At 73.4% G+C, this 23,577-nt stretch carries 22 protein-coding genes; 14 read left to right on the top strand and 8 right to left on the bottom strand.

Features of this window, described 5'->3' with window-relative positions; all coding sequences use genetic code 11:
* Positions 1-42 precede the first annotated feature (42 nt).
* Positions 43-804 carry an SDR family NAD(P)-dependent oxidoreductase gene (locus tag ACQP1P_RS34935; RefSeq protein WP_433077589.1) on the bottom strand — a complete coding sequence of 254 codons (762 nt, stop codon included), beginning with the start codon at positions 802-804 and terminating at the stop codon, positions 43-45.
* A gap of 94 nt (positions 805-898) precedes the next feature.
* On the opposite strand from ACQP1P_RS34935, the gene ACQP1P_RS34930 reads away from it, so the two are divergent.
* Positions 899-2,077: a hypothetical protein gene (locus ACQP1P_RS34930; protein ID WP_433077587.1), complete on the top strand. Its 1,179-nt coding sequence runs from the start codon at positions 899-901 to the stop codon at positions 2,075-2,077.
* Positions 2,078-2,086: 9 nt separating this feature from the next.
* On the opposite strand, the gene ACQP1P_RS34925 is transcribed toward ACQP1P_RS34930, so the two are convergent.
* On the bottom strand, positions 2,087-2,512 hold the full coding sequence (locus ACQP1P_RS34925) for a DUF2716 domain-containing protein (protein ID WP_433090225.1): 426 nt from the start codon (positions 2,510-2,512) through the stop codon (positions 2,087-2,089).
* A 34-nt stretch (positions 2,513-2,546) separates the two neighbouring features.
* Between ACQP1P_RS34925 and ACQP1P_RS34920 the strand changes: the two genes are divergently transcribed.
* Entirely contained in the window at positions 2,547-2,978 is a 432-nt protein-coding gene (locus ACQP1P_RS34920) for a hypothetical protein (RefSeq protein WP_433077585.1), read from the top strand.
* A gap of 46 nt (positions 2,979-3,024) precedes the next feature.
* Here ACQP1P_RS34920 and ACQP1P_RS34915 read toward each other — a convergent pair whose 3' ends face one another.
* The gene (locus ACQP1P_RS34915) at positions 3,025-3,327 is read right to left on the bottom strand and encodes an STAS domain-containing protein (RefSeq protein ID WP_433077583.1); all 303 of its coding nucleotides are present in this window, start codon (positions 3,325-3,327) and stop codon (positions 3,025-3,027) included.
* Positions 3,328-3,689: 362 nt separating this feature from the next.
* Here ACQP1P_RS34915 and ACQP1P_RS34910 point away from each other — a divergent pair, with 362 nt between their 5' ends.
* The 7 genes from ACQP1P_RS34910 (at position 3,690) to ACQP1P_RS34880 (ending at position 12,652) form a co-directional block, all read left to right on the top strand.
* Positions 3,690-4,937: an ABC transporter substrate-binding protein gene (locus ACQP1P_RS34910; protein ID WP_433077581.1), complete on the top strand. Its 1,248-nt coding sequence runs from the start codon at positions 3,690-3,692 to the stop codon at positions 4,935-4,937.
* On the top strand, positions 4,934-5,935 hold the full coding sequence (locus ACQP1P_RS34905) for a carbohydrate ABC transporter permease (protein ID WP_433077579.1): 1,002 nt from the start codon (positions 4,934-4,936) through the stop codon (positions 5,933-5,935). Before ACQP1P_RS34910 ends, ACQP1P_RS34905 begins: the two co-directional genes overlap by 4 nt.
* 19 nt (positions 5,936-5,954) lie before the next feature.
* Positions 5,955-6,914: a carbohydrate ABC transporter permease gene (locus tag ACQP1P_RS34900; RefSeq protein ID WP_433077577.1), complete on the top strand. Its 960-nt coding sequence runs from the start codon at positions 5,955-5,957 to the stop codon at positions 6,912-6,914.
* Between the two features lie 126 nt (positions 6,915-7,040).
* Entirely contained in the window at positions 7,041-9,659 is a 2,619-nt protein-coding gene (locus tag ACQP1P_RS34895; RefSeq protein ID WP_433077575.1) for a putative bifunctional diguanylate cyclase/phosphodiesterase, read from the top strand.
* 223 nt (positions 9,660-9,882) lie between these two features.
* Positions 9,883-10,788, top strand: a complete 906-nt coding sequence (locus ACQP1P_RS34890; protein ID WP_433077573.1) for a hypothetical protein — start codon at positions 9,883-9,885, stop codon at positions 10,786-10,788.
* A gap of 5 nt (positions 10,789-10,793) precedes the next feature.
* Positions 10,794-12,020: a sensor histidine kinase gene (locus ACQP1P_RS34885; protein WP_433077571.1), complete on the top strand. Its 1,227-nt coding sequence runs from the start codon at positions 10,794-10,796 to the stop codon at positions 12,018-12,020.
* Complete coding sequence (locus ACQP1P_RS34880) at positions 12,017-12,652, top strand: response regulator (protein ID WP_433077569.1); 636 nt, start codon at positions 12,017-12,019, stop codon at positions 12,650-12,652. The genes ACQP1P_RS34885 and ACQP1P_RS34880 overlap by 4 nt, the downstream gene beginning before the upstream one ends.
* Positions 12,653-12,656: 4 nt before the next feature.
* Here ACQP1P_RS34880 and ACQP1P_RS34875 read toward each other — a convergent pair whose 3' ends face one another.
* Positions 12,657-13,334 carry a lipase family alpha/beta hydrolase gene (locus ACQP1P_RS34875; RefSeq protein ID WP_433077567.1) on the bottom strand — a complete coding sequence of 226 codons (678 nt, stop codon included), beginning with the start codon at positions 13,332-13,334 and terminating at the stop codon, positions 12,657-12,659.
* Positions 13,335-13,391: 57 nt separating this feature from the next.
* Here ACQP1P_RS34875 and ACQP1P_RS34870 point away from each other — a divergent pair, with 57 nt between their 5' ends.
* Together ACQP1P_RS34870 and ACQP1P_RS34865 are read left to right on the top strand one after the other, a co-directional pair.
* The gene (locus tag ACQP1P_RS34870; protein ID WP_433077565.1) at positions 13,392-14,348 is read left to right on the top strand and encodes a helix-turn-helix transcriptional regulator; all 957 of its coding nucleotides are present in this window, start codon (positions 13,392-13,394) and stop codon (positions 14,346-14,348) included.
* A gap of 616 nt (positions 14,349-14,964) precedes the next feature.
* Positions 14,965-15,366, top strand: coding sequence for a protein-tyrosine phosphatase family protein (locus ACQP1P_RS34865; protein WP_433077563.1), 402 nt, complete (start codon positions 14,965-14,967; stop codon positions 15,364-15,366).
* 132 nt (positions 15,367-15,498) lie between these two features.
* On the opposite strand, the gene ACQP1P_RS34860 is transcribed toward ACQP1P_RS34865, so the two are convergent.
* Both ACQP1P_RS34860 and ACQP1P_RS34855 read right to left on the bottom strand, forming a co-directional pair.
* Positions 15,499-16,188, bottom strand: a complete 690-nt coding sequence (locus ACQP1P_RS34860) for a hypothetical protein (RefSeq protein ID WP_433077561.1) — start codon at positions 16,186-16,188, stop codon at positions 15,499-15,501.
* Between the two features lie 217 nt (positions 16,189-16,405).
* Positions 16,406-17,197, bottom strand: a complete 792-nt coding sequence (locus tag ACQP1P_RS34855; protein WP_433077559.1) for an ROK family protein — start codon at positions 17,195-17,197, stop codon at positions 16,406-16,408.
* Positions 17,198-17,284: 87 nt separating this feature from the next.
* Here ACQP1P_RS34855 and ACQP1P_RS34850 point away from each other — a divergent pair, with 87 nt between their 5' ends.
* Together ACQP1P_RS34850 and ACQP1P_RS34845 are read left to right on the top strand one after the other, a co-directional pair.
* Positions 17,285-19,645 carry a ricin-type beta-trefoil lectin domain protein gene (locus tag ACQP1P_RS34850; RefSeq protein ID WP_433077557.1) on the top strand — a complete coding sequence of 787 codons (2,361 nt, stop codon included), beginning with the start codon at positions 17,285-17,287 and terminating at the stop codon, positions 19,643-19,645.
* 31 nt (positions 19,646-19,676) lie between these two features.
* On the top strand, positions 19,677-20,330 hold the full coding sequence (locus tag ACQP1P_RS34845) for a TetR/AcrR family transcriptional regulator (protein ID WP_433077555.1): 654 nt from the start codon (positions 19,677-19,679) through the stop codon (positions 20,328-20,330).
* On the opposite strand, the gene ACQP1P_RS34840 is transcribed toward ACQP1P_RS34845, so the two are convergent.
* Positions 20,327-21,427 carry a ricin-type beta-trefoil lectin domain protein gene (locus tag ACQP1P_RS34840; RefSeq protein ID WP_433077553.1) on the bottom strand — a complete coding sequence of 367 codons (1,101 nt, stop codon included), beginning with the start codon at positions 21,425-21,427 and terminating at the stop codon, positions 20,327-20,329. The two genes, ACQP1P_RS34845 and ACQP1P_RS34840, sit on opposite strands and share 4 nt — an antisense overlap.
* A gap of 228 nt (positions 21,428-21,655) precedes the next feature.
* On the opposite strand from ACQP1P_RS34840, the gene ACQP1P_RS34835 reads away from it, so the two are divergent.
* Entirely contained in the window at positions 21,656-22,408 is a 753-nt protein-coding gene (locus ACQP1P_RS34835; protein WP_433077551.1) for an ROK family protein, read from the top strand.
* Between the two features lie 569 nt (positions 22,409-22,977).
* Here the strand turns inward: ACQP1P_RS34835 and ACQP1P_RS34830 are convergent.
* The gene (locus ACQP1P_RS34830; protein WP_433077549.1) at positions 22,978-23,415 is read right to left on the bottom strand and encodes a hypothetical protein; all 438 of its coding nucleotides are present in this window, start codon (positions 23,413-23,415) and stop codon (positions 22,978-22,980) included.
* Positions 23,416-23,577 lie beyond the last annotated feature (162 nt).

The following is a 23,577-nucleotide window of genomic DNA, read 5'->3' as shown; positions in this document are numbered from 1 at the left end:
CGGCCCGTCCGAGCCGGCCTTGCCCGGTGCCGGGTTGTCAACTCATCGGATCGACGCCCCGGCGCTCATGTCGAGCTCGGCGCCGGTCATCACCCCGGCGTGGTCCGACGCCACGAACGCGGCGAGCTCGCCGACCTCCGCGAGCGTCGCCGTGCGCCCGGTGAGCGTCTGGCCGGTGAGCCATCCGACGAGCTCGTCGCGCCCCTCGAACCCGGCCGGGATCGTCTCGGGCAGCCCGCCGGTGCGCAGCGTGACGACCCGGACCCCGCTCGGCCCGAGCTCGCAGGCGAGCTGCTTGCGCATCGACTCGACCGCGTCGAACGTGACCCCCATCCCGCCCACGCTGAAGCGCCGGGCCACGGACCAGTCGAAGGTGCCCCCGAAGTAGAGGATGAGCCCCGAGCGCCGCGGCACCATGACCCGGGCGGCGGCCCGGGCGGTCACGAACTTCGACGTCACCGCGGTGACGATCGGCCGCAGGTAGTCCGCGACCGCCATCCGCGTCATCGCGACGCCCTGCACGTCCTGGTCGCTGATCACGTTCACGGACACGTCGAGCCGCCCGCAGCGCTCGGTCACCCGGGCCATGTGCTCGTCGACGGCGTGCTCGTCGAGGGCGTCGACCGCGTCGGCGAAGGCGGTCCCGCCGGCCGCGGTGATCTCGTCCGCCACCGCCCGCACCGTCGCGAGCGTCCGCCCGGCCAGGTGCACGGTGGCCCCGTGGCGCGCGAACGCCCGGGCCATGGCCCCGCCGACGTGACCGCCGCCCCCGTAGACGACCGCGCTGCGACCCTGTAGCAACATCTCGTACTCCCTCGTGTCGGCTGCTTCCCACCCGTACGACCCCGAGCGGCCCGGAAACTCATCGGCATGGCGGCCGGCCGCTACCTTGTGTCGCATGGCCGACCCGATGCGTCCCTCGCTCCTGACGAAGATGCGTGCCTCGCTGGCCAAGGAGCGCGACGCGGTGGTGCTGGAGGCCCTGCGCAGCGCGGGCAAGGCCGCCTACGACGAGATGATGCGGGCGGACCGGGCCCGCGAGCAGCTCGCCGCCGACGGGCGCACGCAGTGGGACGCGCCGCCGGCGACCGGGAGCCTGCTGCTCGCGGCGTGGAACGGCTTCATGCTGCAGACCCTCGGCGAGCAGTTCCTCGACGCCGACTACGCGGCCCGCCCCGGCACCGTCGGCTACGTGCCCGCGGTGACCTTCGACCAGGTCTCGGCCTGGCTGGCGGCGGTCGAGGGCTGGGTGTCGCGGGCGCGGCAGGCCCGGGTCAACCCCGACTACGACATCGCCGCCGAGCTGGCCCTGCCCGCGGGCCTGCCGGACTGGGCCGAGGTCCGGCCCTGCCCGCCGGAGCACCTCACCGCGCTGCTCGCCGCCGTGCCGCCGCTGCGCCAGCACATCGAGGTCGCCCTCTACGACCTGGAGCGCGCCGGCGTCCCCGACGAGCACCGCGCCGCGGTGAACCGGCTCAAGCAGCTCAACGCGGAGGCCGCCGCGGCCGCCGACTACGCGATGGGGCTGCGCACCGAGCGGCACGACGCGCGGCTGCACGAGCTCATCGAGAACAACCTCAAGACCGCCCTCGAGCTGTGGTTCCACGTCGGCCAGCTGGCCGCGATGCCGTCGCTGCTGGGCTCCTACGAGTCGCTGCGCCCGGCCGGGCGCCCGGACGTGCGGGCCCTGCCCGGCGGCGGCCGCTTCGACCCGTGGTGCCTGACCGACCCCGTCACGCTCAAGCGCTGGCAGAAGGATCGCAGGGCGAGGGAGGCGATCGCCCTGCTGTGGCGCGAGGACCCCGACCCGGCCGCCACCCTCGCGCTCAAGAGCGAGGTCGACGCCGCCTTCGCGGCCGGCGACATCGTGCCGCTGCGCACCCGCGACGGCAGCAGCTGCTACTACGAGTGCCCGTGGTCGCCGCTCTACGAGGTGCGCCGGCCCCTGCGGATCGGCGGGCGCCAGCTGCGGGTGCTGCAGCAGTTCGCGCTCCAGGCGATCAGCGGCGCCGACGGCACCTTCCGCCGGGGCATCGTCGTCGGGCCGTTCGAGGCGACGAGCGAGGTCGAGTACTGAGCGGCGGGGTCACGCCGTGCGGGGCAGCCAGCTCAGCATCGGCACCAGCACGTCGAGGAGGGGCTCACCCCACACCTGGAGCGTCTGCTCCCACGGGTGACCGCGCGTGCCCAGGGTGAAGTCCTCGGTGCCGACGACGTAGTGGTCGCCGTTGGGCACGACCAGCCACGGCGGCGCCTCGGTCTGGCGGTGCGGCCAGAAGCGGTGCGAGGCGTGCTCCCAGGTGAGCACGAGCAGCGGGGTGCCCGGCGGCAGCACCCGCACGAAGGCCAGGTGGGCGAGGCTGTCGACCGCCCGCTCGGCCGCGTTGAACTCGGCCTGGACCTCGGCGGTGAAGAAGCCGGCGAGGTCGAACGTCACCGACGGCCGCGGGTCTGCGGGCACGCGGGCCCACAGTTCGTCGTAGGTGTCGGGCCCGAGGTCCTCCCACGGCATCACACGCAGCAGGATATCTGCTAACAATGTCGGCATGAATCGACTCGGGTGGGCGGTCACGGCCGCGGCGGCGGTAGTGCTGGTGTGTGGCGGCGGCCCGTTCGCCGTGGGCTTTCCGCAGCGCTCGTCGTTCCTGGCCGACCAGGAGCGGCAGGCCTGCGCCCTGTTCGCCCGCTCGTCGCCGTTCGGCGAGGTGACCAGCTGCATCGACCTGGGCCGCCGCACCCCGCCGATCAGCGGGCCCGGCCACGTGTTCCTGCTGCTGGAGACCGCGCAGGGCCCGACTGTCGTGCGCATCGACTACGAGGGGACCGACCGGCAGAAGTTCACCGCGAGCGCGGTCGAGGTCCCGACGTACGAGTCGCCGGGCATCTCCCACGAGACCGGCGAGCGGCTCAAGACCGGCATCGACTCGCGGGGCGGCCTGAAGACGAAGCCCTGGGCGGTCTACCCCGTCCCGAGCTGAGGCGGGCCGGCCGCGCGCACGGCGGCGGTGCGCGAGTGGGCCGGCCTCAGACGGTCGCGGCCAGCAGGCCTCCGGTCGGGTCGGCCGCACCCAGGAGCACCCGCACGGGGACGTCGAGGTCGTCGGCGGCGTCGATGGTGGCCAGGATGGCGCCGACCACGCGCGGGTCGAGGCGGGTCGCGGCGCGCAGGTCGATGACGATGGGGTCGGGGCGGTGGTGCACGAGGGCCGCGACGAGGCTGTGCTGGGCCTCGGCCGCCCACGACGCGTCGATCTCGCCGTGGAAGCTGACGGCTACTGGGCAACTGGCTTCGTGGAGCAGGGTGACCGGTGAACGCTCGTGGGGCACGCGAGCCTCCGAGGTGTCGGTGAATGTTGCACCGAGGGCCACGGTAACCAATGCCATACCAGTCTGTGAACCGTTGATTTCTTCCGAAAACTGGTAGCGCTCCCACCGGGCGGCCCCGAGCTGCGGATCCTTTCGGCGATACCGCCTGCAACGATTTCATTACGCCGTGATAAAAGGTCCACCGTTCGGCGTGCGTAAGTGTCCGATCGACGCTCGGTGGCGCCTTAAGGTTCCATCTGCAACCGCTGTATACGCGCATACCGTCCCTGGACGATATGCGTGCGCCGCCCCGCCGGATGGAGTCGCCGCGCCGCGTCCTCAATCGTGGTTGTGGAAGAGGGGTTGGCGTGTGGAAGGGGCGCTTGGCGATCCTGGCGATCGTGGTCGTCTCGCTGGTCTGCGGCCTGTCGATGTTCGCGGTGCGGGGCGCGAGCAACGATCAGCTCGAGGTGTACTCGTGGTGGACCGGCCCCGGTGAGGAGGAGGGCCTGGCCGCCATGGCCAAGTCCTTCGAGGCGGCCAACACGGGGGTGCGGTTCGTCAACGCGGCCGTCTCCGGCGGCGCCGGCTCCAACGCCAAGGCCATCCTCGCCAGCCGGCTGCTGGCCAACGACCCGCCGGACTCCTACCAGCGCCACGCCGGGCTCGAGCTGCTCGACGACGTGCGCTCGGGCAAGGTGCAGGACATCTCGGACCTGTACCGGCAGCAGGGCTGGGCGAAGGTGTTCCCGAAGGGGCTCGTGGACAACCTCACCATCGACGGGCGCATCTACGCGGTGCCGGTGAACATCCACCGGGCCAACCTCATGTGGTACACCCCGAAGACCCTCCGCGAGCTGGGGCTGAGCGGGCCGCCGAAGACCTGGGCGGAGTTCCTCCAGCAGGCCGAGGTCATCAAGGCCAAGGGCCGCGTGGCCCTCGCGGTCGGGCCCGAGTGGACACAGAAGCACCTGCTCGAGACGGTGCTGCTCGGGGAGCTGGGGCCGGACGGGTACGAGGGGCTGTGGGCCGGCCAGGTCAGCTGGCGGGCGCCCGAGGTGGCCGCCGCGCTGGACGTGTACGCCAAGATCCTCGCCGTCTCCGACGTGAAGTCCGCGGCCGGCGACTGGCAGCCGCAGCTGGACCGGGTGGTGTCGGGCTCCGCGGTGTACGCCGTGATGGGCGACTGGTCCTCGTCGTACCTGGCGCAGACCAAGGGCCTGCACTGGCAGGACGGCTACGCCGCGGTCGCCTCGCCGGGCAGCACCGGCGTCTACGACTTCCTGTCCGACACGTTCACGCTGCCCACCGGCGCGCGCCGGCCCGACCTGGCCCGCCGGTGGCTGGTCGAGTGCGGCTCCACCGACGGGCAGAACCTGTTCAACCCACTCAAGGGCTCGATCCCGGCGCGCACCGACGCCGACGCGGGCCTCTACCCGGACTACCTGGGCTGGGCGCTGCAACAGTGGCGCGACCCGAAGACCCGCATCGTCGGGTCGCTGACCCACGGCGTCGTGGCGAACAACGCGTACAACGCGGAGATCGACTCGGCCCTGGGCCTGTTCGTCCAGGACGGTGACCAGGGCAAGTTCGCCCGGACCGTCGAGCAGCAGTTCCGGGAGACGCAGTGAACCTCCCCGTCCGGCAGGCGCCGGCACCCCCGCACCAGCAGCAGCACCGGGCGCGGCACTCCTCGGAGCCGGACCGGCCCGCCTTCGCGATGAAGGAGCGGCGGCCCCGCAAGCAGCGCGGCCCCCGCTGGCTGCCCGGGCTCGTGCTGGTCTCCCCGTCGCTGATCCTCATCGGGGTCTTCGTCTACGGGTTCCTCGGCTGGAACGTGCGCGTGTCGTTCACGAACTGGCGCGGGCTCTCCCCGCGGTACCACTTCGTCGGCTTCGACAACTACGCCGCCCTGCTGCGCGACGAGCGCTTCCGGGCCGACATGCGCAACCTGGTCATCTTCACCGTCGTGTTCGTCGCGGCCGCGCTGCTGCTCGGGTTCTTCATGGCGATGCTGCTGGACCGGGGCGTGCGCGGCGAGGGCTTCCTGCGCGGCGTGTTCCTGTTCCCGATGGCCATCTCGTTCATCGCCACCGCGATCGTGTGGCGCTGGCTGCTCGACAACGGCTCGGGCAACGACACGGCCGGGATCAACAAGCTGCTCGCCGACGCCGGCCTCGGGTTCCTGCGCAGCGACTGGCACAAGTCCGACTCGGTGTGGGCGATCGCCGCGGTCGCGCTGCCGGCCGGCTGGGCGCTGTCCGGATACGTGATGGCCCTGTTCCTGGCCGGCATGCGCGGCGTCAACGACACCCTGCGCGAGTCGGCCCGCATGGACGGCGCCAGCGAGACGCAGGTCTTCTGGCACGTCGTGCGCCCGGCCCTGCGCCCGGTCACGTTCAGCGCGATGCTCATCATGATCCACATCTCGCTGAAGACGTTCGACCTGCTCTACGCGCTCGACCAGGGCAACCTGCGCATCGACACCCCGTCGCTCTACATGTGGTTCACCACGTTCGACGGCGGGTTCTACGACCGCGGCGCCACCATCGCCACGGTGCTGCTCCTCGGGGTGGCCATCGTGGTCGGCCCCTACGTCTGGTACAGCCTTCGCACGGAACGGCGGTGATCAGTCCATGACCGGACCGATGGTTCGCGCAACCGCCGCCGTGCCGCGGAGCACCGCGGCCGGGACCTCCCGGCCCACCCGGCTGCCGACGCCGGGCGACGCGCCGGCCGCCGATCCGTCGTCGACCCCGCGTTGGCAGCGCCCGGGGCCGGTGCGCACGACGGTGCGCTACGTCATCCTGTGGGCCCTGGCCGCGTTCTTCCTGATGCCGGTGTACGTGCTCATCGTGACCAGCTTCAAGAACCCGGCGGACGTGTCGGTGACCCGGATCTGGGAGCTGCCGACCAGCCTGTCGTTCGACAACTTCTCGGCGGTGCTGCCCAAGCTGTCGTCGGGCTTCCGCAACTCCCTCGCCCTGTCGGTCCCGGCCTCGCTCGTCTCGGCCCTGCTCGGCTGCGCGAACGGGTTCGTGCTGTCGAAGTTCCGCTTCCCGCTGTCCAACGTGGTCTTCCCGCTGATCCTGTTCGGGATCTTCGTGCCGTACCAGGCCGTGATCATCCCGGTGTCGCAGACCATGACCGCGGTCGGGCTGCGCGGGTCCGGGGACGCGACCGGCGGCCTGCTCGGCCTGATGCTCATCCACATCATCTACGGGCTGCCGATCACCACGCTGATCTTCCGCAACCACTTCGTCTCCATGCCCGACGCGCTGCTGGAGTCGGCCCGCCTGGACGGCGCGGGGGTGCTGCGGACCTGGGTGGATCTGGCCGTACCGCTGGCCAAGCCGGCCTTCGCCGTCGCCGTCATCTGGCAGTTCACGTCGTCGTGGAACGACTTCATGTTCGGCGCGATGATGACCAGCCGCGACTCGTGGCCGGTGACGATCGCGCTGAACAACGTGGCCGGCGGGCAGTCGGTGCCGTTCGGTCAGGCGATGGCGGGCGCGCTGCTGGTGAGCCTGCCGACGCTGGCGATCTACGTGCTGCTCGGGCGGTTCTTCATGCGCGGGCTGCTGGCGGGCACGCTGCAGGAGCGCTGAACCGGCCGGGCCCCGCGCGGCGGTGGCGCCGGCATGTCGGCGTGACGGGGCCGACTTATCGGGCAAAAAGGTAACGCGGCACTCGAAACGGCCGATTGGGCTCCGGGGACCACCGGAGGGGGTCGAGTGCTGCTGCGGTCGTATGCCGCCGTCGGTGTGGTGCTGGGCGTCGTGTACTTCGCGACGCCCGACTCGCCCCTGCGCGGCCTGCTCTGGGCCGTCATCGCGAGCTCGTCGGTCCTGGCCGTCCTGCTCGGCATCGCCGTGCACCGGCCCGCCCGGCCGCTGCCGTGGTGGCTGGCGGCGGCCGGCATCGCCTCGTACAGCGCCGGCGACTGGCTGTTCTTCTGGCCGCAGCTCGTCGAGGGCCGTGACGCGCCCGGGCCGGGCCCGGCGGACGTGTGCTACCTGGCGATGTACCCGTGCCTGGCCGTCGCCCTCGCGATCCTGGTGCGCCGCCAGAGCCCGGGCGGCGACCGGGCCGCCCTCATCGACGGCACCATCGTCACCGTCGGCGCCGCGCTGCTCACCTGGGCGTTCCTCATCGAGCCGTACGTCACCCGCGCCGCGATCAGCGTGCCCGAGCGGGTCGTGGCGATCTCCTACCCATTCGGCGACGTGCTGGTGCTCGCCGTGATGGCCCGCCTCGGCGGCGCCCGGGGCACCACCCGCGGCGCCCCGGCCCGGCTGCTCTTCGCCGGACTCGCCTGCCTGTTCGCGGCGGACGCCGTCCACACCTGGCAGTCGCTGCGCGGGGGCTTCCACGCCGGCAGCTGGGTCGACGTCGGCTGGATCGGGTTCTACCTGTGCGTCGGGTGCGCCGCGCTGGACCCGCGGATGCGGACCGTCGACGAGCGCCTGCCGCCGGCCGTGCCCCGGCTCTCCAGCGGCCGCATGGCCGTGCTGCTGGCCGTTGCCGCGCTGCTCATCCCGGTCGTCGTCACCGTCAGGGCGGCCGCGTCGCGGGAGCTCGCGGTGTTCCTCACCGCGTCCTGCGTGCTGTTCGTGCTCGTCCTGGTCCGCCTCGCCGACGTGGTCAACGGGCTGCGCGAGGTGCAGCGCCAGCGGGCCGAGGGCCGCTTCCAGCGCCTCACCGAGCAGGTCACCGACCTGGTGTCGATCTGCCGCGCGGACGGGGTGATCCAGTACGTCACGCCGTCGATCGAGTCGCTGCTGGGCCTGCGCGCGGCCGACGTGCTCGGGCTGGCGCTGGTCGAGCTGGTACACCCGGACGACCGCGAGCGCGTGGGGCTGCTGCTCGCGACCCGCCCCCCGAACGGGCACGTCGGCCCGGTCGAGTGCCGGCTGCGGCGCGCGGACGGCGGCTTCGTGCTGACCGAGACGATCGGGCGCTCGGTCGACGACGGGGACGGCAGCGGGTACCTCTTCACCACCCGCGACATCACCGAGCGCAAGGCCCTGGAGGAGCAGCTCACCCACCAGGCCTTCCACGACGGGCTCACCGGCCTGGCCAACCGGGCCCTGCTCGCCGACCGCATCCATCACGCGCTGGAGCGCCGCGGCACGCCGTACCGCCACATCGCCCTGCTCATCGTGGACCTCGACGACTTCAAGACGATCAACGACTCGCTCGGCCGCGCGGCCGGCGACGCGCTGCTGCGCACGACGGCGGACCGGCTGCGCTCGTGCCTGCGCTCGGCCGACACCGCGGCCCGGCTCGGCGGCGACGAGTTCGCGATGCTGCTCGAGCACCTCGACGACGCCGCCGAGGCGGCCCGGGTCGCCGAGCGCGTGCTGAGCGCGGTGCGCCGCCCGATCAGCGTCGGCGGCCGCGAGATCCAGCCCCAGGCCAGCGTCGGCATCGCCCTGCCCGACCCGGACCGCCCGCCGGACGCCGACGAGCTGCTGCGCAACGCCGACGTCGCCATGCACATGGCCAAGCGCCAGGGCCGCAACCGCTTCGCCTACTTCGCCCCGAGCATGCAGGCCGGGCTCCTGGAGCGCCTCGACCTCGCCGAGGACCTGCGCGGGGCCATCGAACGACACGAGCTGCTGGTGTACTACCAGCCGTTCGTCGACCTCCGCGACGGCTCGATCATCGGCGCCGAGGCCCTGGTGCGCTGGGCGCACCCGCGCAAGGGGCTCATCCCGCCGGACCGGTTCATCCCGCTCGCCGAGGAGACCGGGCTCATCCTGCCGCTGGGCTACGAGGTGCTCGCCACCGCCTGCCGCACCGCCGCGGCCTGGCCGGTCGGCGGCGCCCGCCCGAAGATCAGCGTGAACCTCTCACCCCGCCAGGTGCAGGACCCCGCGGTGACCCTCTACGTCCAGCAGACCCTCCTGCATAGCGGGCTCGAGCCGGAGCAGCTCACGCTGGAGATCACCGAGTCGCTGCTGAGCGAGGACGCCGACGTGGCCGCGAGCCGCCTGGCCGAGCTCAAGGCGCTCGGGGTGCGGCTCGCCGTCGACGACTTCGGCACCGGGTACTCTTCGCTGTCGCGGCTGCACGCGTTCCCGATCGACATCCTGAAGATCCCGAAGCCGTTCGTCGACGGCGTGGCGCGCGGGCCCGAGCACTCGGCCCTGGCCCGCGCCATCCTCGACCTCGCCCAGGCGCTGGACCTGCAGGTCGTCGCCGAGGGCATCGAGGACGCGGCCCAGGCGCGCGAGCTGGCCCGCCTGGGCTGCCCGATCGGCCAGGGCTTCCACTTCTCCCGCCCGGTGCCGGAGCGGGAGTTCGGGCAGCTGCTGGCCCGGGGCTCCTTCGCCCTCGCCTCCTCCTAGGACGCGGTGCAGGTCACGGCGGGGGTGCCGCCGGTGCCGTGGCCGGTGAACCTGAGGTCGCCGTCGCGTTCGGGGCCAGGCGCCGTTCCAGCTCGCGTCGGTCGCGGTCACCACGGCGCCGGCTTGCGGCAAGCGCCTGACACGCCCCCTCCTCCTACGGCAGGAGGCCGCGGGGCCCTGCGGCAGGAGTCGCGCCGCGGCCGGCTCCGGGATCGTCGGCGCCATGACCACGATCCTGCGCGAGGCCTGGCGCGGCAGCCGGGCCCTCACCGCGCTCGCCGGACTCATGACCCTGCTGCTCGCCGTCTGCCTCGCCGGTCTCGCCCTCGACGACCGGACCCTGCTCGGCCAGCCCGTCTGGCTCAAGCCCGCCAAGTTCGCCGCCTCCTTCGTCGTCTACGCCCTGACCCTCGCCTGGCTGCTCGCCCGGCTCCGCCGCGGCCGCCGCGCCGCCCGGGCCGCGGCCGCCGTCGTCGCCGCGACGTCGGTGCTGGAGGTCGGGATCATCGCCGTGCAGGCGGCCCGGGGCCGGTCCAGCCACTTCAACAGCACGACCCCGCTGGACGGCCTGCTGTGGCGCGGCATGGGCGCGGTCATCCTGGTGCTGTGGCTGGGCACGCTGCTCGTCGCGATCCTGCTGTGGCGCGACCCGCCCGCCGACCGGGCCGTGGCCTGGGCCGGGCGGCTGGGCCTCGTGCTGCTGCTGCTCGGGATGCCGCAGGGGCTGCTGATGCTGGTGCCGACGCGGGCCCAGCTCGACGCCGACGCGCGTGGCGCCGACACCCTGCTGGGCGCCCACGCCGTCGGCGTCCCCGACGGCGGCCCCGGCCTGCCGCTGCTCGGCTGGAGCACGACCGGCGGCGACCTGCGCGTCGGGCACTTCGTCGGCATCCACGGGCTGCAGGCCATGCTGCTGGTCGCGATGCTGCTCGGCCGGCTGGTCGCCGACCCGGCCCGCCGCACCCGCCTGACCGTCGTCCTCGCCGGCGCCTACGCGGGCCTGCTCGCGCTCGTCACCTGGCAGGCCCTGCGCGGGCAGCCGCTGCTCGCGCCGGACGCGGCGACCCTCACGGCGCTGGCCGTCCTCGTCGCGGTCACCATGGCGGGCGCGGCCGCGGCACTAAGGTGAGCGGCATGGGCTGGGTCGAGCGGCTGTTCGCGGAGCGGTCGACCGCCCTGCGGCTCGCGCTCGTGACGCTGGCCGGGGTCGGCTACCTCACGGTGGCCACCGACGGGCGCGCCATGTCCACAGTGGACCGCACGGTCGCGGTGCTGGTCCTGGCGCTCGGGTTCGTGAGCGTGCGCCGGCCGCTCGTCACGGTCGCGGCCCTGGCCGTGGTCTCCGGCGCCGGCTGGTTCGCGGGCGCCCACGACGACACCGTGCCCGCGGTCGGCACCGCGTGGGCCCTGTTCGAGCTGGCCGCCCGGCGCCGCGGCCGCCAGGTGCCGCTCGGCCTCGCCGTGGGCCTGGCCGGTTCGCTCGTCTCGGACCTGGACGAGCTGGTGACCGGCCCGGCGGACGTGGTCTTCGCCGGGCTGGCGGTGACCGGGGCGCCGGTGCTGATCGGGCTGTACGCGCGGGCCCTCGCCGACCTCAGCCGGCAGGCCGCGGCCCGGGCTGCCGAGCAGCTGGACCGGGTGCGCGCCGACGAGCGCACGGCGATCGCCCGCGAGCTGCACGACCTCGTCGCGCACCACGTCGCCTCGATCGTGCTGCGCGTCGGGGTGGCGCGCACGGTGCTGCCGCTCGGCGACCCGCGCGTGCGGCAGGTGCTCGACGACGTGCACGCCACCGGCTCCGGCGCCCTCGCGGACCTGCGCCGGCTCGTCGAGGTGCTCCGCGAGCCCGGCACCGCGCCGACCGCGGCCCTGGTCGAGCCGGCCGCGCTGCCCGTCGCGCTCGACGCCGCCGTGGACCGGGGCCGGCAGGTCGGGCTCACCGTCGAGGCCGGCATCGACCCGGACGTGACCCGCCTCGACGCCCGCACCGCGCTCGCGGTGCTGCGCCTGACCCAGGAGGGCCTCGCGAACGCCGCCCGGCACGCGGGGCCGGGCGCGCTCGCGGCGCTGACGATCCGGCTGAGCGGCGACCGCCTCGCGTTCGACCTGCGCTCCGGCGGGGGCCACGGCGGCGCCGGGCAGGACGGTGGCCTCGGTGGCGCCGGGCAGGACGGTGGCCTCGGTGGCGCCGGGCAGGACGGTGGCCACGGCGGCGCCGGGCGGGACGGCGCCGGGGCCGGGGGCGTCGGGCTGGCCGGGCTCCGGGAGCGGGTCGAGGTGCTCGGCGGCGAGCTGTCGGCGGGGCCGGAGGGGGACGGGTGGCGGCTGTCCGCATGGGTACCGGCGAAGGAGACGACGTGATCCGGGTGCTGCTCGTCGACGACCAGCGGCTGGTCCGCGCCGGGCTGCGCATGCTGTGCGAGTCCGTGGACGACCTCGACGTGGTGGGGGAGGCCGCCGACGGCGCCGCCGCGGTCCGGCTCGCCGAGCAGCTGCGCCCCGACGTCGTGCTCATGGACCTGCGCATGCCCGGGGTCGACGGCACCACCGCGACGGCGCGCATCCTCGCCGCGCGGCCCTCGGCCCGCATCGTCGTGCTCACCACGTTCGACGACGACGAGCACCTCTACCCGGCCCTGGCTGCCGGCGCGTGCGGGTTCCTCGTCAAGGACGCGACGCCGCAGGAGCTGCTCGACGGCGTCCGGCGGGCCGCGGCCGGCGACAGCCCGTTCACCCCGGCCGTGCTGCGGCGCCTGGTCGCCCGGGCGGTACTCGCCGAGCGGGCGCCCGCCGCCCCCGCCGCGCCGCCGCCGAACCTGACCGCCCGCGAGGCCGAGGTGCTTGCGCTCGTCGGCGCGGGGCTGTCCAACCCGGAGGTCGCGGCCCGGCTGGGGCTGGGCGTGACCACGGTGAAGACGCACGTCGCGAACCTGATGACCAAGACCGGGAGCGCCAACCGGGTGCAGCTGGCCGTCTACGCGGCCGGCCGGTGACGGCTCAGGCGCCGCCGAGGAGCGCGGCGAGGTCCGCCGGGCGGCTGAACATCGGCCAGTGCCCGGTCGGCAGCTCGCGTACCCGGTAGTCACGCCGGTCGAGGCCGGCGACGAACGGGTGGCCGTCCGCGATCATCCGCTCCACGTTCGCGCGCGTGAAGGTGCTCACGACCAGGTCGGTCGGGGGCTGCAGCGGCTCGCGGAGGCGGAGCCGCCCGGTGACGGTGGCGTACGGATGCGGCGTGCACCGCTGCCGGATCCACGCCGAGCGGCCCTCCAGCCCCGCGAACAGCCCCGGGTCGTCGGCCGGGTCGAACGAGGGCGGCGGGACGTCGGCATCGGGCCCGGGCGCGGAGAAGTCGGCCTGCGCGGTGCCGTCCGGGACCGGCCCGCTGTCGACGTAGACGGCCCGCGTCACCCGGCCCCCGAGCCGCTCGACCGCGCCGCGCACCGGCAGGCCGCCGTAGCTGTGCCCGACGAGCACCACCGCCGGGGCGTCGCCGGCCGCCGCGACGACGTCGCCGATGTGCGTCTCGAGGGTCGCCGGCTCGCCCGCGCGCTCGGCCAGCCCGCCGAGCGTCACGGCGGTCACGTCGTGCCCGGCCGCGCGCAGGTGCTCCGCGACCTCGTCCCACGCCCAAGCGCCGAGCCACATGCCGGGAACCAAAACGAAGTTCGTCATGCCGTCGACGCTATGATCGAATCAGGGCAGATCTCGCCCTGATTCGGAGGGTGACGCGTGTCACAGTCGACCGGCCGGGTGCTCGCGCTGCTCGAGGTGCTGCAGGCCCAGCCGGGCCTGACCGGCCCGCAGCTCGCCGAGCGGCTCGGCCTCGACGAGCGCACCGTGCGCCGCTACGCGGCCGCGCTCGCCGGCCTCGGCCTGCCCGTGCAAGCCGAGCGCGGCCGCTACGGCGGCTACCGGCTCGCCCCCGGCTACCGGCTGCCCCCGCTCATGCTCGCCGACGACGAGGCCGTCGCGGTCGTGCTCGGCCTGCTGGCGGTGGAGAACCTGGGCATCGCCCCCGCCGCGCGCGCGTCGGCCCTGGCCAAGATCGAGCGGGTGCTCCCGGCCGCGCTGCGCGACCGGGTCCGGGCGGTGCGCGAGACGCTGGGCTTCACGCGCCCGGCCCGCCCCGCCGGCCTGTTCGACGTGCGCCACCTGCTCCGTCTGGGCGAGGCGGCCCGCGACCGCCGGCGCGTCGAGCTCACCTACCGCTCGTGGCGCGGCGAGGACTCGACGCGCACCTTCGACCCCTACGGCGTCGTCTTCCACGCGGGCCGGTGGTACACGAGCGGCTTCGACCACCTCCGGGGCGAGATCCGCACCCTGCGGCTGGACCGCATCGGCTCGCTGTCGGTGCGCGAGGAGCGCTTCGAGGCCCCGGAGTCGTTCGACGCCGCGGGGCACGTGGCCGGGGCGCTCGCGGCGGTGCCGTACCGCCACGAGGTCGAGGTGGTCCTGCACGCCCCCGAGGCCGAGGTGCGCCGCCGGGTGCCGCCCACCGCCGGCACGGTGACCGCGGCCCCCGCGGGCGCGCGGCTGGTCTGCCGGGCCGAGCGCCTGGACGGCATGGCGGTGATGCTGGCCGGGCTGGGCTGGGACTTCACGGTGGTGCGCCCGGACGAGCTGCGCACGGAGGTCGCGCGGCTCGGGCGGCGCCTGGTCACGCTGGCCGGCGACGCGCCGCGGTGACCCGGGTCGAGGCAGGCCTGCAAGCAGGACTCGGGTTCGTCGGGGTGCGGACCGTCGCTCCCGCCAGGCACCGCTCGGCGCTGGCGCGCCGTCGCTGCCAGGCCCGGGGGTGGGCCCGCTGATCCGTGCCACTCCCGCGGCTGCGCAACGCTCCACCACCGGGGTCCACGGCTCGCCATGGCGCCCGGGCTCGGCGGGCCGGTGCCGCGCACGGTCGCCATCGGCTGGACCAGGTTCGCGCCGCTGTGGAGCAGCCATTGCGTGCCGCGGATCCTGGAGCTGGTCGCGCTCGGCGAGTTCGATCCACGCGCTGCTGGACACGACGCTCGGCCGGTTGCGGACGGCTGTGGCCGACTGGCCGGCGGACGACCGGGTCGCCGTCCGGTCGTGCCAGTTCGCGCTGTGGCGGGATTTCCTGACCACTGGCCCACGGCGATGGCCGCGGGCCGGCCGTTAGGGTTGCGGTGGCTCGGCCCGGCCCGGGCGGACCGCCGGGGCGGAGGGTGCGATGAAGACGCGAGCCAGAGACCACGGGGAGCCGTTCGCGGACGATCCGTGGAACGAGATCGTCCGCGGTCTGTGGATGGGCGGTCACCACCACCTCGACGCCGGGATCGTGGTGCCGTCCGTTGTCGGCAGCGAGTTCGACCTGGTGGTCAGCCTGCACGAACGTGACGGGCACGGCCCGGACCCCGGAGTGGAGCACCGCGTCGTCGACGTTCCGGACCGGCCCTTGCGCGCCGATCAGCTCGAGGCTGTGCGCTGCGTGGCCGAGCTGACCGCGGACGCCGTGCGCGCCGGCCGTCGCGTGCTCGTGCGGTGCCACCGCGGCTACAACCGCTCAGGGCTGGTCATCGCCCACGCGCTGGTGCTGCTCGGCCACCAGCCTGACGACACCATCGACATGATCAGAAACCGCCGGTCCACCCGAGCCTTGAACAACGAGACGTTCGTCGATTACATCCGCACCGGCCTCGACACTGCGTGCCTGCTGATCGGCCTCGAACCGCCGTACTGATCCGTCCGGCCGCAGCGACGCCGCCGCCGGGAACCTGCGTCGGCCTACCCGGTCCCCGGGGACACCGTCCGCCGTGGGCGACGCATGCTCGTGCCGCGCGGGCGGCTGAGGGTTGGGCGCGACGCTGTGCGGTTACCACTCGGCGCGCCGCCAGGACGGCCCGGCGTACGCTGGCGGGTCCTCGCGGTCCGGCCTGATGCCGTGCCAGCGCGCGGGCCAACCGGCGGCGGGTCCGGCGAGCATCGCCCGCACCGAGGCCGCGCTGTCGTCGGGTCGCTGTGCGTCCCAGGGGGCACGCACCCAGATCTGGTATTCGTCCGGCTCCTCGAGCCACACCTCGAGTTCGCCGGTGCCGATCACGGCGACTCGCACGCCCTCGACCCCTGATGGCAGAGCAACGCCGGCCAGGATGAGCCGCCCGGCCCGGTGAGTCGCCGTCTCCCAGCTGCGGTCGGCCTCGATGCGGCGAACTTCGGCGTCGTAGGCCGCCGCATCGAACAGGATCGTTCGCCGCTCGCCTACCCAACGCACGCCGCGCCGGTCACCCAATTCCCAGCGCACTACATCGCTGTCACGGCGGACCCGCGCTTCGATCGCGCTGCATCCCGGGCCGCAGCTCGGGCAGCAGGCAATCGTCGCGGTCGTGAAGTCGTCGGTCGCCACGAAACGGTTCACCGGCAGCAGTGCGTCCCACGGGTCTGGGCCGTCGTTGCCGTTACCACGGCTGACGTCAACACCGTCGATACGCACGATCACGCGAACATGCTCGGCAGCCCGCGCGTGCAACGCCGTCTCGATCGACAACGACAGCAAGGACAGCACGACCGCATGCTACTGCTGTTCGCGCATCTGCCGCCGCTGGTGCGCGGTGACTGCTGAGCGCGGGCAAGGGCTGCCCGGGGGCGCCGGCGACTGACCGGGTTCCAGATCTGCCGCGGCCACCACCCCCGGACCTGGCAGCGACGGCGCGCCAGCGCCGAGCGGTGCCTGGCGGGAGCGACGGTCCGCACCACCGCGGACCCGAGTCATGCCCTCCGGATCAGTGCAGGATCGCGCCCTCGGGAAGGCCGGGCAGCAGCGCCGCGCCGGCCAGTGGGGCCTCCTCGCCCAGTTCGGCCGGGACGACCGTGACCCGCTGGTAGGTCAGGATCTCGGCCAGGGACTCGCGCAGCGCCGGCCAGAGCGCCGCGCGACGCAGGGCGATCGCGCCGCCGACGGCCACCGCCTGCAGGCCCGCGTTCAGGGCGAAGTTCGCCACGCCCACGGCGAGACTCTGCGCGTACGAGCGCCAGAAGCGCTCGTCGTCGACGTCCTCCAGGGGGCGGCCGAGGCGGCGGTGCAGGGCGCTGCCGCCCGTCAAGGTCTGCAGGCAGCCGATCTGGCCGCAGTCGCACGGGCGCTCGTTGCCCGCGATGAGCTGGTGGCCCGCCTCCGTCGTCAGGTGTACCGCCCCGAGGCGCAGGGCCGCGCCCACGCCGGTCGACAGGGTCAGGTAGCCGCAGCGCTCGAAGCCGCGCAGGGCGCCCGCCGCGCACTCGCCCAGCAGGCCGCACGTGGCGTCGTGGGCCACCCGGACGGGCACGCCGAGCGCGCCGGACAGGTCGGCGGCCAGCGGGCGGCCCTCGTAGCCGCGCAGGTTCAGCGCCACCCGCACCTCGCCCGCCGGGGTGACGCGGCCGCCGAAGGACACGCCGATCGCCGGCGTGCCGGCGGGGACGGCCGCGATCAGCGCGCGCAGCTGGCGGCCGTAGTCCGGCTCGCTCCGGAACCTCGCGCGGGTGTCGCCGGAGCGGATCCGGGTCCAGGTTCCGCCGATATCGATCGCGGTCACAGAAATCGACACGTTTCATTGTAGAAGTGTGTCGATACGTGTGCGAATCTGGTTGGTGGTTCACCCCACCGCCATGGAGGACCGCACATGAAGTCTCGCCTCGCTCTGCTCGCCGCGCTCTGTCTCGTCGTCGCTCAGCTCGTCGCGGCCGGGCCCGCGGCCGCGGCCACCACCGTCACCATCAACGGCACCGCCGCCGGGCGCACGTTCGACGGCGTCGGCGCGATCTCCGGGGGCGGCGGCAACAGCCGGCTGCTCTACGACTACCCGGAGCCCCAGCGTACCCAGATCCTCGACTACCTGTTCAAGCCCGGCTACGGCGCCGCCATGCAGATGATGAAGGTCGAGGTCGGTGGCGACACCAACTCGACCAGCGGCGCCGAGCCCAGCCACCAGCACACCGCGGGCGACCTCAACTGCAACCGCGGCTACGAGTGGTGGATGGCCGAGCAGGCCCGGGCCAGAAACCCGCAGATCAAGCTGTACGCCCTCGCCTGGGGCGCCCCCGGCTGGATCGGCAACGGCAACTTCTGGTCGGACGACATGATCAACTACTACCTCGCCTTCCTGGACTGCGCGAAGAACAGCCACGGCCTCACGTTCGACTATCTCGGGGGCTGGAACGAGCGCGGCTACGACAAGGGCTGGTACGAGCGGCTCAAGGCGGCCCTCAACAGCCACGGCTACGGCAACGTGCAGGTCGTCGCCGACGACACCAGCTTCGACCCGGCCAACGACGTGGTCGCCGACCCGGCGTTCGCGGCCGCCGTGGACGTGCTCGGCTCGCACTACGTGTGCGGGTACCGCGGGGCCCAGACCAACTGCCCCAGCAGTACCAATGCGATCAACAGCGGCAAGAAGGTCTGGGCGAGCGAGAACGGCTCCGACGACTACAACCTGGGCGCCGTCGCGCTCGCCCGCGGCATCAACCGGGGCTACCTCGACGGGAAGATGACCGCGTACCTCAACTGGCCGGTCATCGCCGCGATCACCCCGAACATCCCGTTCCCGACGATGGGCGTCGCCCTGGCCGCGCAGCCGTGGTCGGGCAACTACTCGATCGGCAAGAACACCTGGGTGATGGCGCACACCACGCAGTTCACCGCCCCGGGCTGGCGCTACCTCGACTCGGCGTCGGGCTACCTGGGCGGCAACCGGGCCAACGGCTCGTACGTCACCCTGCGCGACCCGGCCAGCGGCAACTACAGCGTGGTCATCGAGACCCTCGACGCCACCGCCGCGCAGCCGTTCACCGCGACCGTCACCGGCGGGCTGTCCACCGGCGCGGTGCACGTGTGGTCGTCGCTGCTGAGCAGCAACAGCAACGCCGACTACTTCGCCCACACCGCCGACGTGACCCCGTCCGGCGGCTCGTACACGGTCACCCTGCAGCCCGGGCGCGTCTACACCCTGAGCACCACGACCGGCCAGGGCAAGGGCACCGCGACCGCGCCGGCCGCGGGTACCCTCGCGCTGCCGTACACCGACGACTTCAACGGCTACGCGATCGGGCGCGAGGCGAAGTACCTGGCCGACATGCAGGGCGCCTTCGAGATCGCCCAGTGCGGCGGGACGAGGTGCGTGCGGCAGATGTCGCCCCGGGCCCCGATCACCTGGGACGACCTCAGCGACCCGTACGCGCTGCTCGGCGACCTCGGCTGGAGCAACTACAAGGTCTCCACCGACGTGCTGCTGGAGCAGGCCGGCTACGTCGAGGTGATCGGCCGGGCCGGGCTCCAGCACGCCTTCGGGCCGGCCGGCCTCAACGCGTACTACCTCCGCCTGAACAGCACCGGCGCCTGGACCCTGCTGCGCAACGACGTCAACAACGCCGCCACGGTGCTGCGCAGCGGAACGGTCGCCGCGCCGGGGACCGGCACCTGGCACACCATCGCGCTGACGTTCTCGGGCAGCAACCTCACCGCCCAGATCGACGGGGCCACGCTCGCCACGCTGAGCGACTCGGTGTGGAGCACCGGCCAGGTCGGCATCGGCACCAGCCAGGGCGAGACCGCCCAGTTCGACAACCTGTCGGTGACCGCCGTCGCCGGGCCGCCCCCGCCGGTCAGCGGGCCGCTCACGAGCGCCCAGTCCGGCCGCTGCCTCGACGTGCCCGGCCAGTCGCAGACCAACGGCACGCAGGTCGAGATCTGGGACTGCAACGGCGGGGCGAACCAGCAGTGGACGCAGCTGTCGAACGGGGCGCTGCGGGTGTACGCGAACAAGTGCCTCGACGTGCTGAACAACGCGACGGCGGCCGGCTCGCCGGTGGCCATCTGGGACTGCAACGGCGGGGCGAACCAGCAGTGGACCGTGCGCGCCGACGGCACCATCGCCGGGGTGCAGTCCGGGCTGTGCCTCGACGTGACCGGCCAGGGCACCGCGAACGGCACGCTGGTCGAGATCTGGACGTGCAACGGCGGGGCCAACCAGCGCTGGGCCCGCTAGGGAACGGTGTTCGCAGTTTAGAGTGACGGGGGTGGGGGAGAGCCAGTCGATATTCCAGCGCCCGCAGCGGGGCACCCGCGGGCCGGCGCCGGGGCACAGCCGCGAGGAGATCGTCGCGGTGGCGGTCGCGCTCGCCGACGCCGACGGGCTCGCGGCCGTGTCGATGCGCGCGGTCGCCGCGCGGCTGGGCACCGGCGCGGGCTCGCTCTACCGGTACCTCTCCTCGCGCGACGACCTGCTCGAGCTCATGGCCGACGCGGTGATCGGCGGCCTCCAGCCGTTCCCGGAGGCCGCCGACCCGATCGACGCGCTGGTGCTGCTCGCCCGCCGGCAGCTGGACGTCTACCGGCGGCACGCGTGGCTGATCGAGGTGGTGCAGCAGGCCAGGGGCTTCGGCCCCAACGGCCTGGCGTACCTCGACCACTGCCTCGGCGTCCTGGCCCCGGTGCGGTGCCCGACGACCGCGAAGTTCGAGGCGGTCGCGATGATCACCGGCGTGGTGTCGCTGTTCGCGCGGCCGCGGCCGGAGGGGCTCTCGTTCGCGGCGATCGACCTCTCGCCGTACGCGAACCTGGCCGCGGCGATCGCCGAGGCGTCCTCCGGGGCGCGGCCGGCCCCGGAGGACGTGCCGGATCTGTTCGAGCGGACGGTGCGCGGCCTGCTGGCCGGGCTCCTGAAGGGCTAGCGGCGGGCCCACTTCTGGGCGCCGGTGCCGTTGCACTGGTAGAGCTGCACCAGGGTGCCGTTGGCGGTGCCGCTCGAGGTCACGTCGACGCACTTGCCCGAGCCGGCGCCGACCACGGTGCCGTCGGTGTTGAACGTGAACTTCTGCGCGGTCGTGCCGTTGCAGTCCCAGAGCTGGACCTTGGTGCCGTTGGCGGTGCCGTTCGCGTTGACGTCGAGGCACTTGCCGGTGAAGAGCCGCAGCTCGCCCGCGGCGGTGCGGGTCCACGACTGGTTGGTGCCGCCGTGGCAGTCCCAGATGATGATCTGGGTGCCGTTGGCGGTGCCGGCCCCGCTGGCGTCGAGGCAGCGCCCGGACTGCGGGTTCGTCACGGCGGCCGCGGTGCCGACCGGGGGTACGCCGCCGCCCTGCAGGCTCGCGGGGACCGACTGCAGCGCGGAGTACCACCGCGCCCCCATCTTGTCGTAGCCGCCCGCGTTCGGGTGCACGCCGTCGGCGAGGTCGGCGGTCGTGATCGCCGAGTGCATGTCGACCAGGTGGGTGTGCGAGCCCTTCTGCGCCACGATGCCGGGCAGGGCGGCGTTGTACGCCTGTACGCGCGACTCCAGGGTCGCGTCGCTCTCCGGGGTGATCTGGGCGACGAACAGCTCGACGGCGGGATCGTTGGCCCGGATCTTGTCGATCAGCGCCGACAGCCGCGCGGGCGCGTTGGCGACGTCGTAGTTCTGGTTCATGTCGTTGGTGCCGATGTGCAGCAGGATCGTGCGCGGGGCGTAGGCCTGCAGCCAGCCGACGATGTTGGCGTCGATCTGGTCGATGCGCCAGCCGGAGTGCCCCTCGTGGTCGTGGTCGCCGAGGTTCGCCGGCCCGTTGGACCCGGAGCCGACGAAGTCCGCGGTGTACCCGCCGCCGGCGAGGCGCTGCCAGAGATTGACGCGGTAGCCGCCGGGCACGTTGTAGCCGTCGGTGATCGAGTCGCCGAGCGGCATGATCTTCACGCCGCCGTTGGACTCGGCCCGGGCCGCGGTCGCGGTGAGGGTGAGGGTGGCCGCGACCATGGCGGTGGCGAGGCCGATCGAGGTGAGCAGTCGTCGCATGCCGTGTCTCCTCCAGACGGGAGATGGCCTGCACGCCGCCCTGGCGGAGGCGGCGTGCAGGGGTCTGCGCATCGATTCTTGACGATGTCACCCGGTTTCGTCGACGGTTGTCGAGCCCCGCGCGGCGAGCGCCCCGGGCGCTGCGCCGAGCGGTCACCGCACAGTGATCAGCACGGCTTTTCGGGCTCCGGAGCGGCGGCGGCCCGCCGGGCGGCGCACAATCCACCGGTGGGGAACACGCTGACGATCGACTGTGGCGGCGGCGGCCTGAAGGCGGCCGTGGTCGACGACTCCGACGCGCTGGTCGGCGGGCCGATCCGCGTCGCGACGCCGTACCCGTTCCCGCCCGGCCGCTTCATCCGCGCCATGCTGGACATCGAGGGCCAGCTCCCGCCCGCGGACCGGGTCACGGTCGGCCTGCCCGGCATGATCCGCCACGGCCGCGTGGTGGCCACCCCGCACTACGTCAACCGCGCCGGCCCGCACACCCCGGTCGACCCCGAGCTCTTCGCCGCCTGGACCGGCTACGACGCCCGGGCCGCGCTGAACCGCGCCTTCGGCCGCCCGGTGCTCGTGCTCAACGACGCCGAGGTGCACGGCGCCGCCCTGGTCGTCGGCACCGGCCTGGAGCTGGTCATCACGCTCGGCACGGGCCTCGGCAACGCCCTGTTCGACGACGGCGTGCTCGCCCCGCACCTGGAGCTCTCGCACGGCCCGATCCGGCGCAAGAAGACCTACGACACGTACATCGGCGAGATCCAGCGCCGCGAGCTGGGCAACGCGCGCTGGTCCCGGCGGGTGCGGCGGGTGGTCGACGGGCTGCGGCCGGTGTTCCGCTGGGACCGCCTGTTCATCGGCGGCGGCAACGCGGCCCTGATCGACGCCGAGTCGGTGGGCCGCATGGGCGAGGACGTCACGATCGTGCCGAACACCGCGGGCGTCCTCGGCGGGGCGCGGGCCTGGAAGCTCATCGGCGCCTGAGGTTTTTCCGGAGCATGGCTCGGGTCCGCGGGGGTGCGGACCGTCGCTCCCGCCAGGCACCGCTCGGCGCTGGCGCGCCTTCGCTGCCAGGTCCGGGGGTGGTGGCGCTTGCCCAGTTGTGTGAGCCCGTCGGCGCAGCGCCTGCCACACGGCGCGGGCAGTGGCCTCGTAGACATCGCCTGTGCTGGTGTCGACCTCAGTGATGACCACGTCGGTCACGGTCACCTTCACCGCCGCGGCGAGGCCGCGCAGAGCCCACCGAGCGCCCAGCTCGGCTTCCCGCCGGTGTTCGTCGGCGGCGATCGCGGTCACCTCGGCCTCGGACCGGCTCGATGCCGCTACCGCGACAGCGACCTGAGCGAATCGCGAGGAGCGATTCGTCTGCCGCGGCAGATGCGTGGCGAGGCTGCGGGTGAGCTCGTGCAGCGCCGCCTTGGAGGCGATGTAGGGAAGCGCCGCGGGCACCGCCCCGTGGTAGTCGGACGCCGCCCGGGAGGGCGATTCCGGCCGATGGCCAGCTGGGCGCTCGTATCGCGGCCAGATCCGGACACCCATCTTGGTCCTGCGCGTCAGTACGCTCTCTCCTCCACGCGCAGCGCGCCGCTGTGCAGGTACGCCGTCCAAGTGTGCGACTTGTCGCGCCAGGTCGGGTTCGCCTGGTCAGCGGCGGCCAGCCACGCGCAAGCACGGAGGAGCCCGCCTCCGGTGGTGAGTACGGCCCCGGCCTCGGCGCGGACTCCGCTGGGAACGGCATAGAGCTTGAGGTCGCACCGTGGGCGGTCGGGCGTTCCTCGTGCGAGGAAGTAGGTGCTGCCAATATCCGAGTATCGGACAGCTTGCAGCAGCACGATGTCAGGTTGATTGTCGCCGTACAGGGTGAAGTCCAGCGCGAGCAGGCGCACGCCTGCCGCCCGTAGTGACGCTTCCACGGTCGACCGCCCGACCGGATAGGACAAGCCGGACCGCAGCACATTGCGGTGGTAGCTCTCCCACGGTTCCTCCGGCATCTGCGCAACGGTACGGCCATCCCCGTCGTCATCGGCTCGTCGCGACTGTCTACCAATGAGCGACGGTCCGGACCCCGACGGACCCGAGTCATGTTCGAAGTCTTTTATCGCCTGACGAGGCCTATGTCGGTTTATAGGCGTACAAATCGGACGAACAGGACT

It is taken from the genome of Dactylosporangium sp. CA-052675, assembly GCF_050947935.1.
Classification (GTDB): Bacteria; Actinomycetota; Actinomycetes; order Mycobacteriales; family Micromonosporaceae; genus Dactylosporangium.
This window is presented reverse-complemented; position numbering and strand designations above follow the sequence as displayed.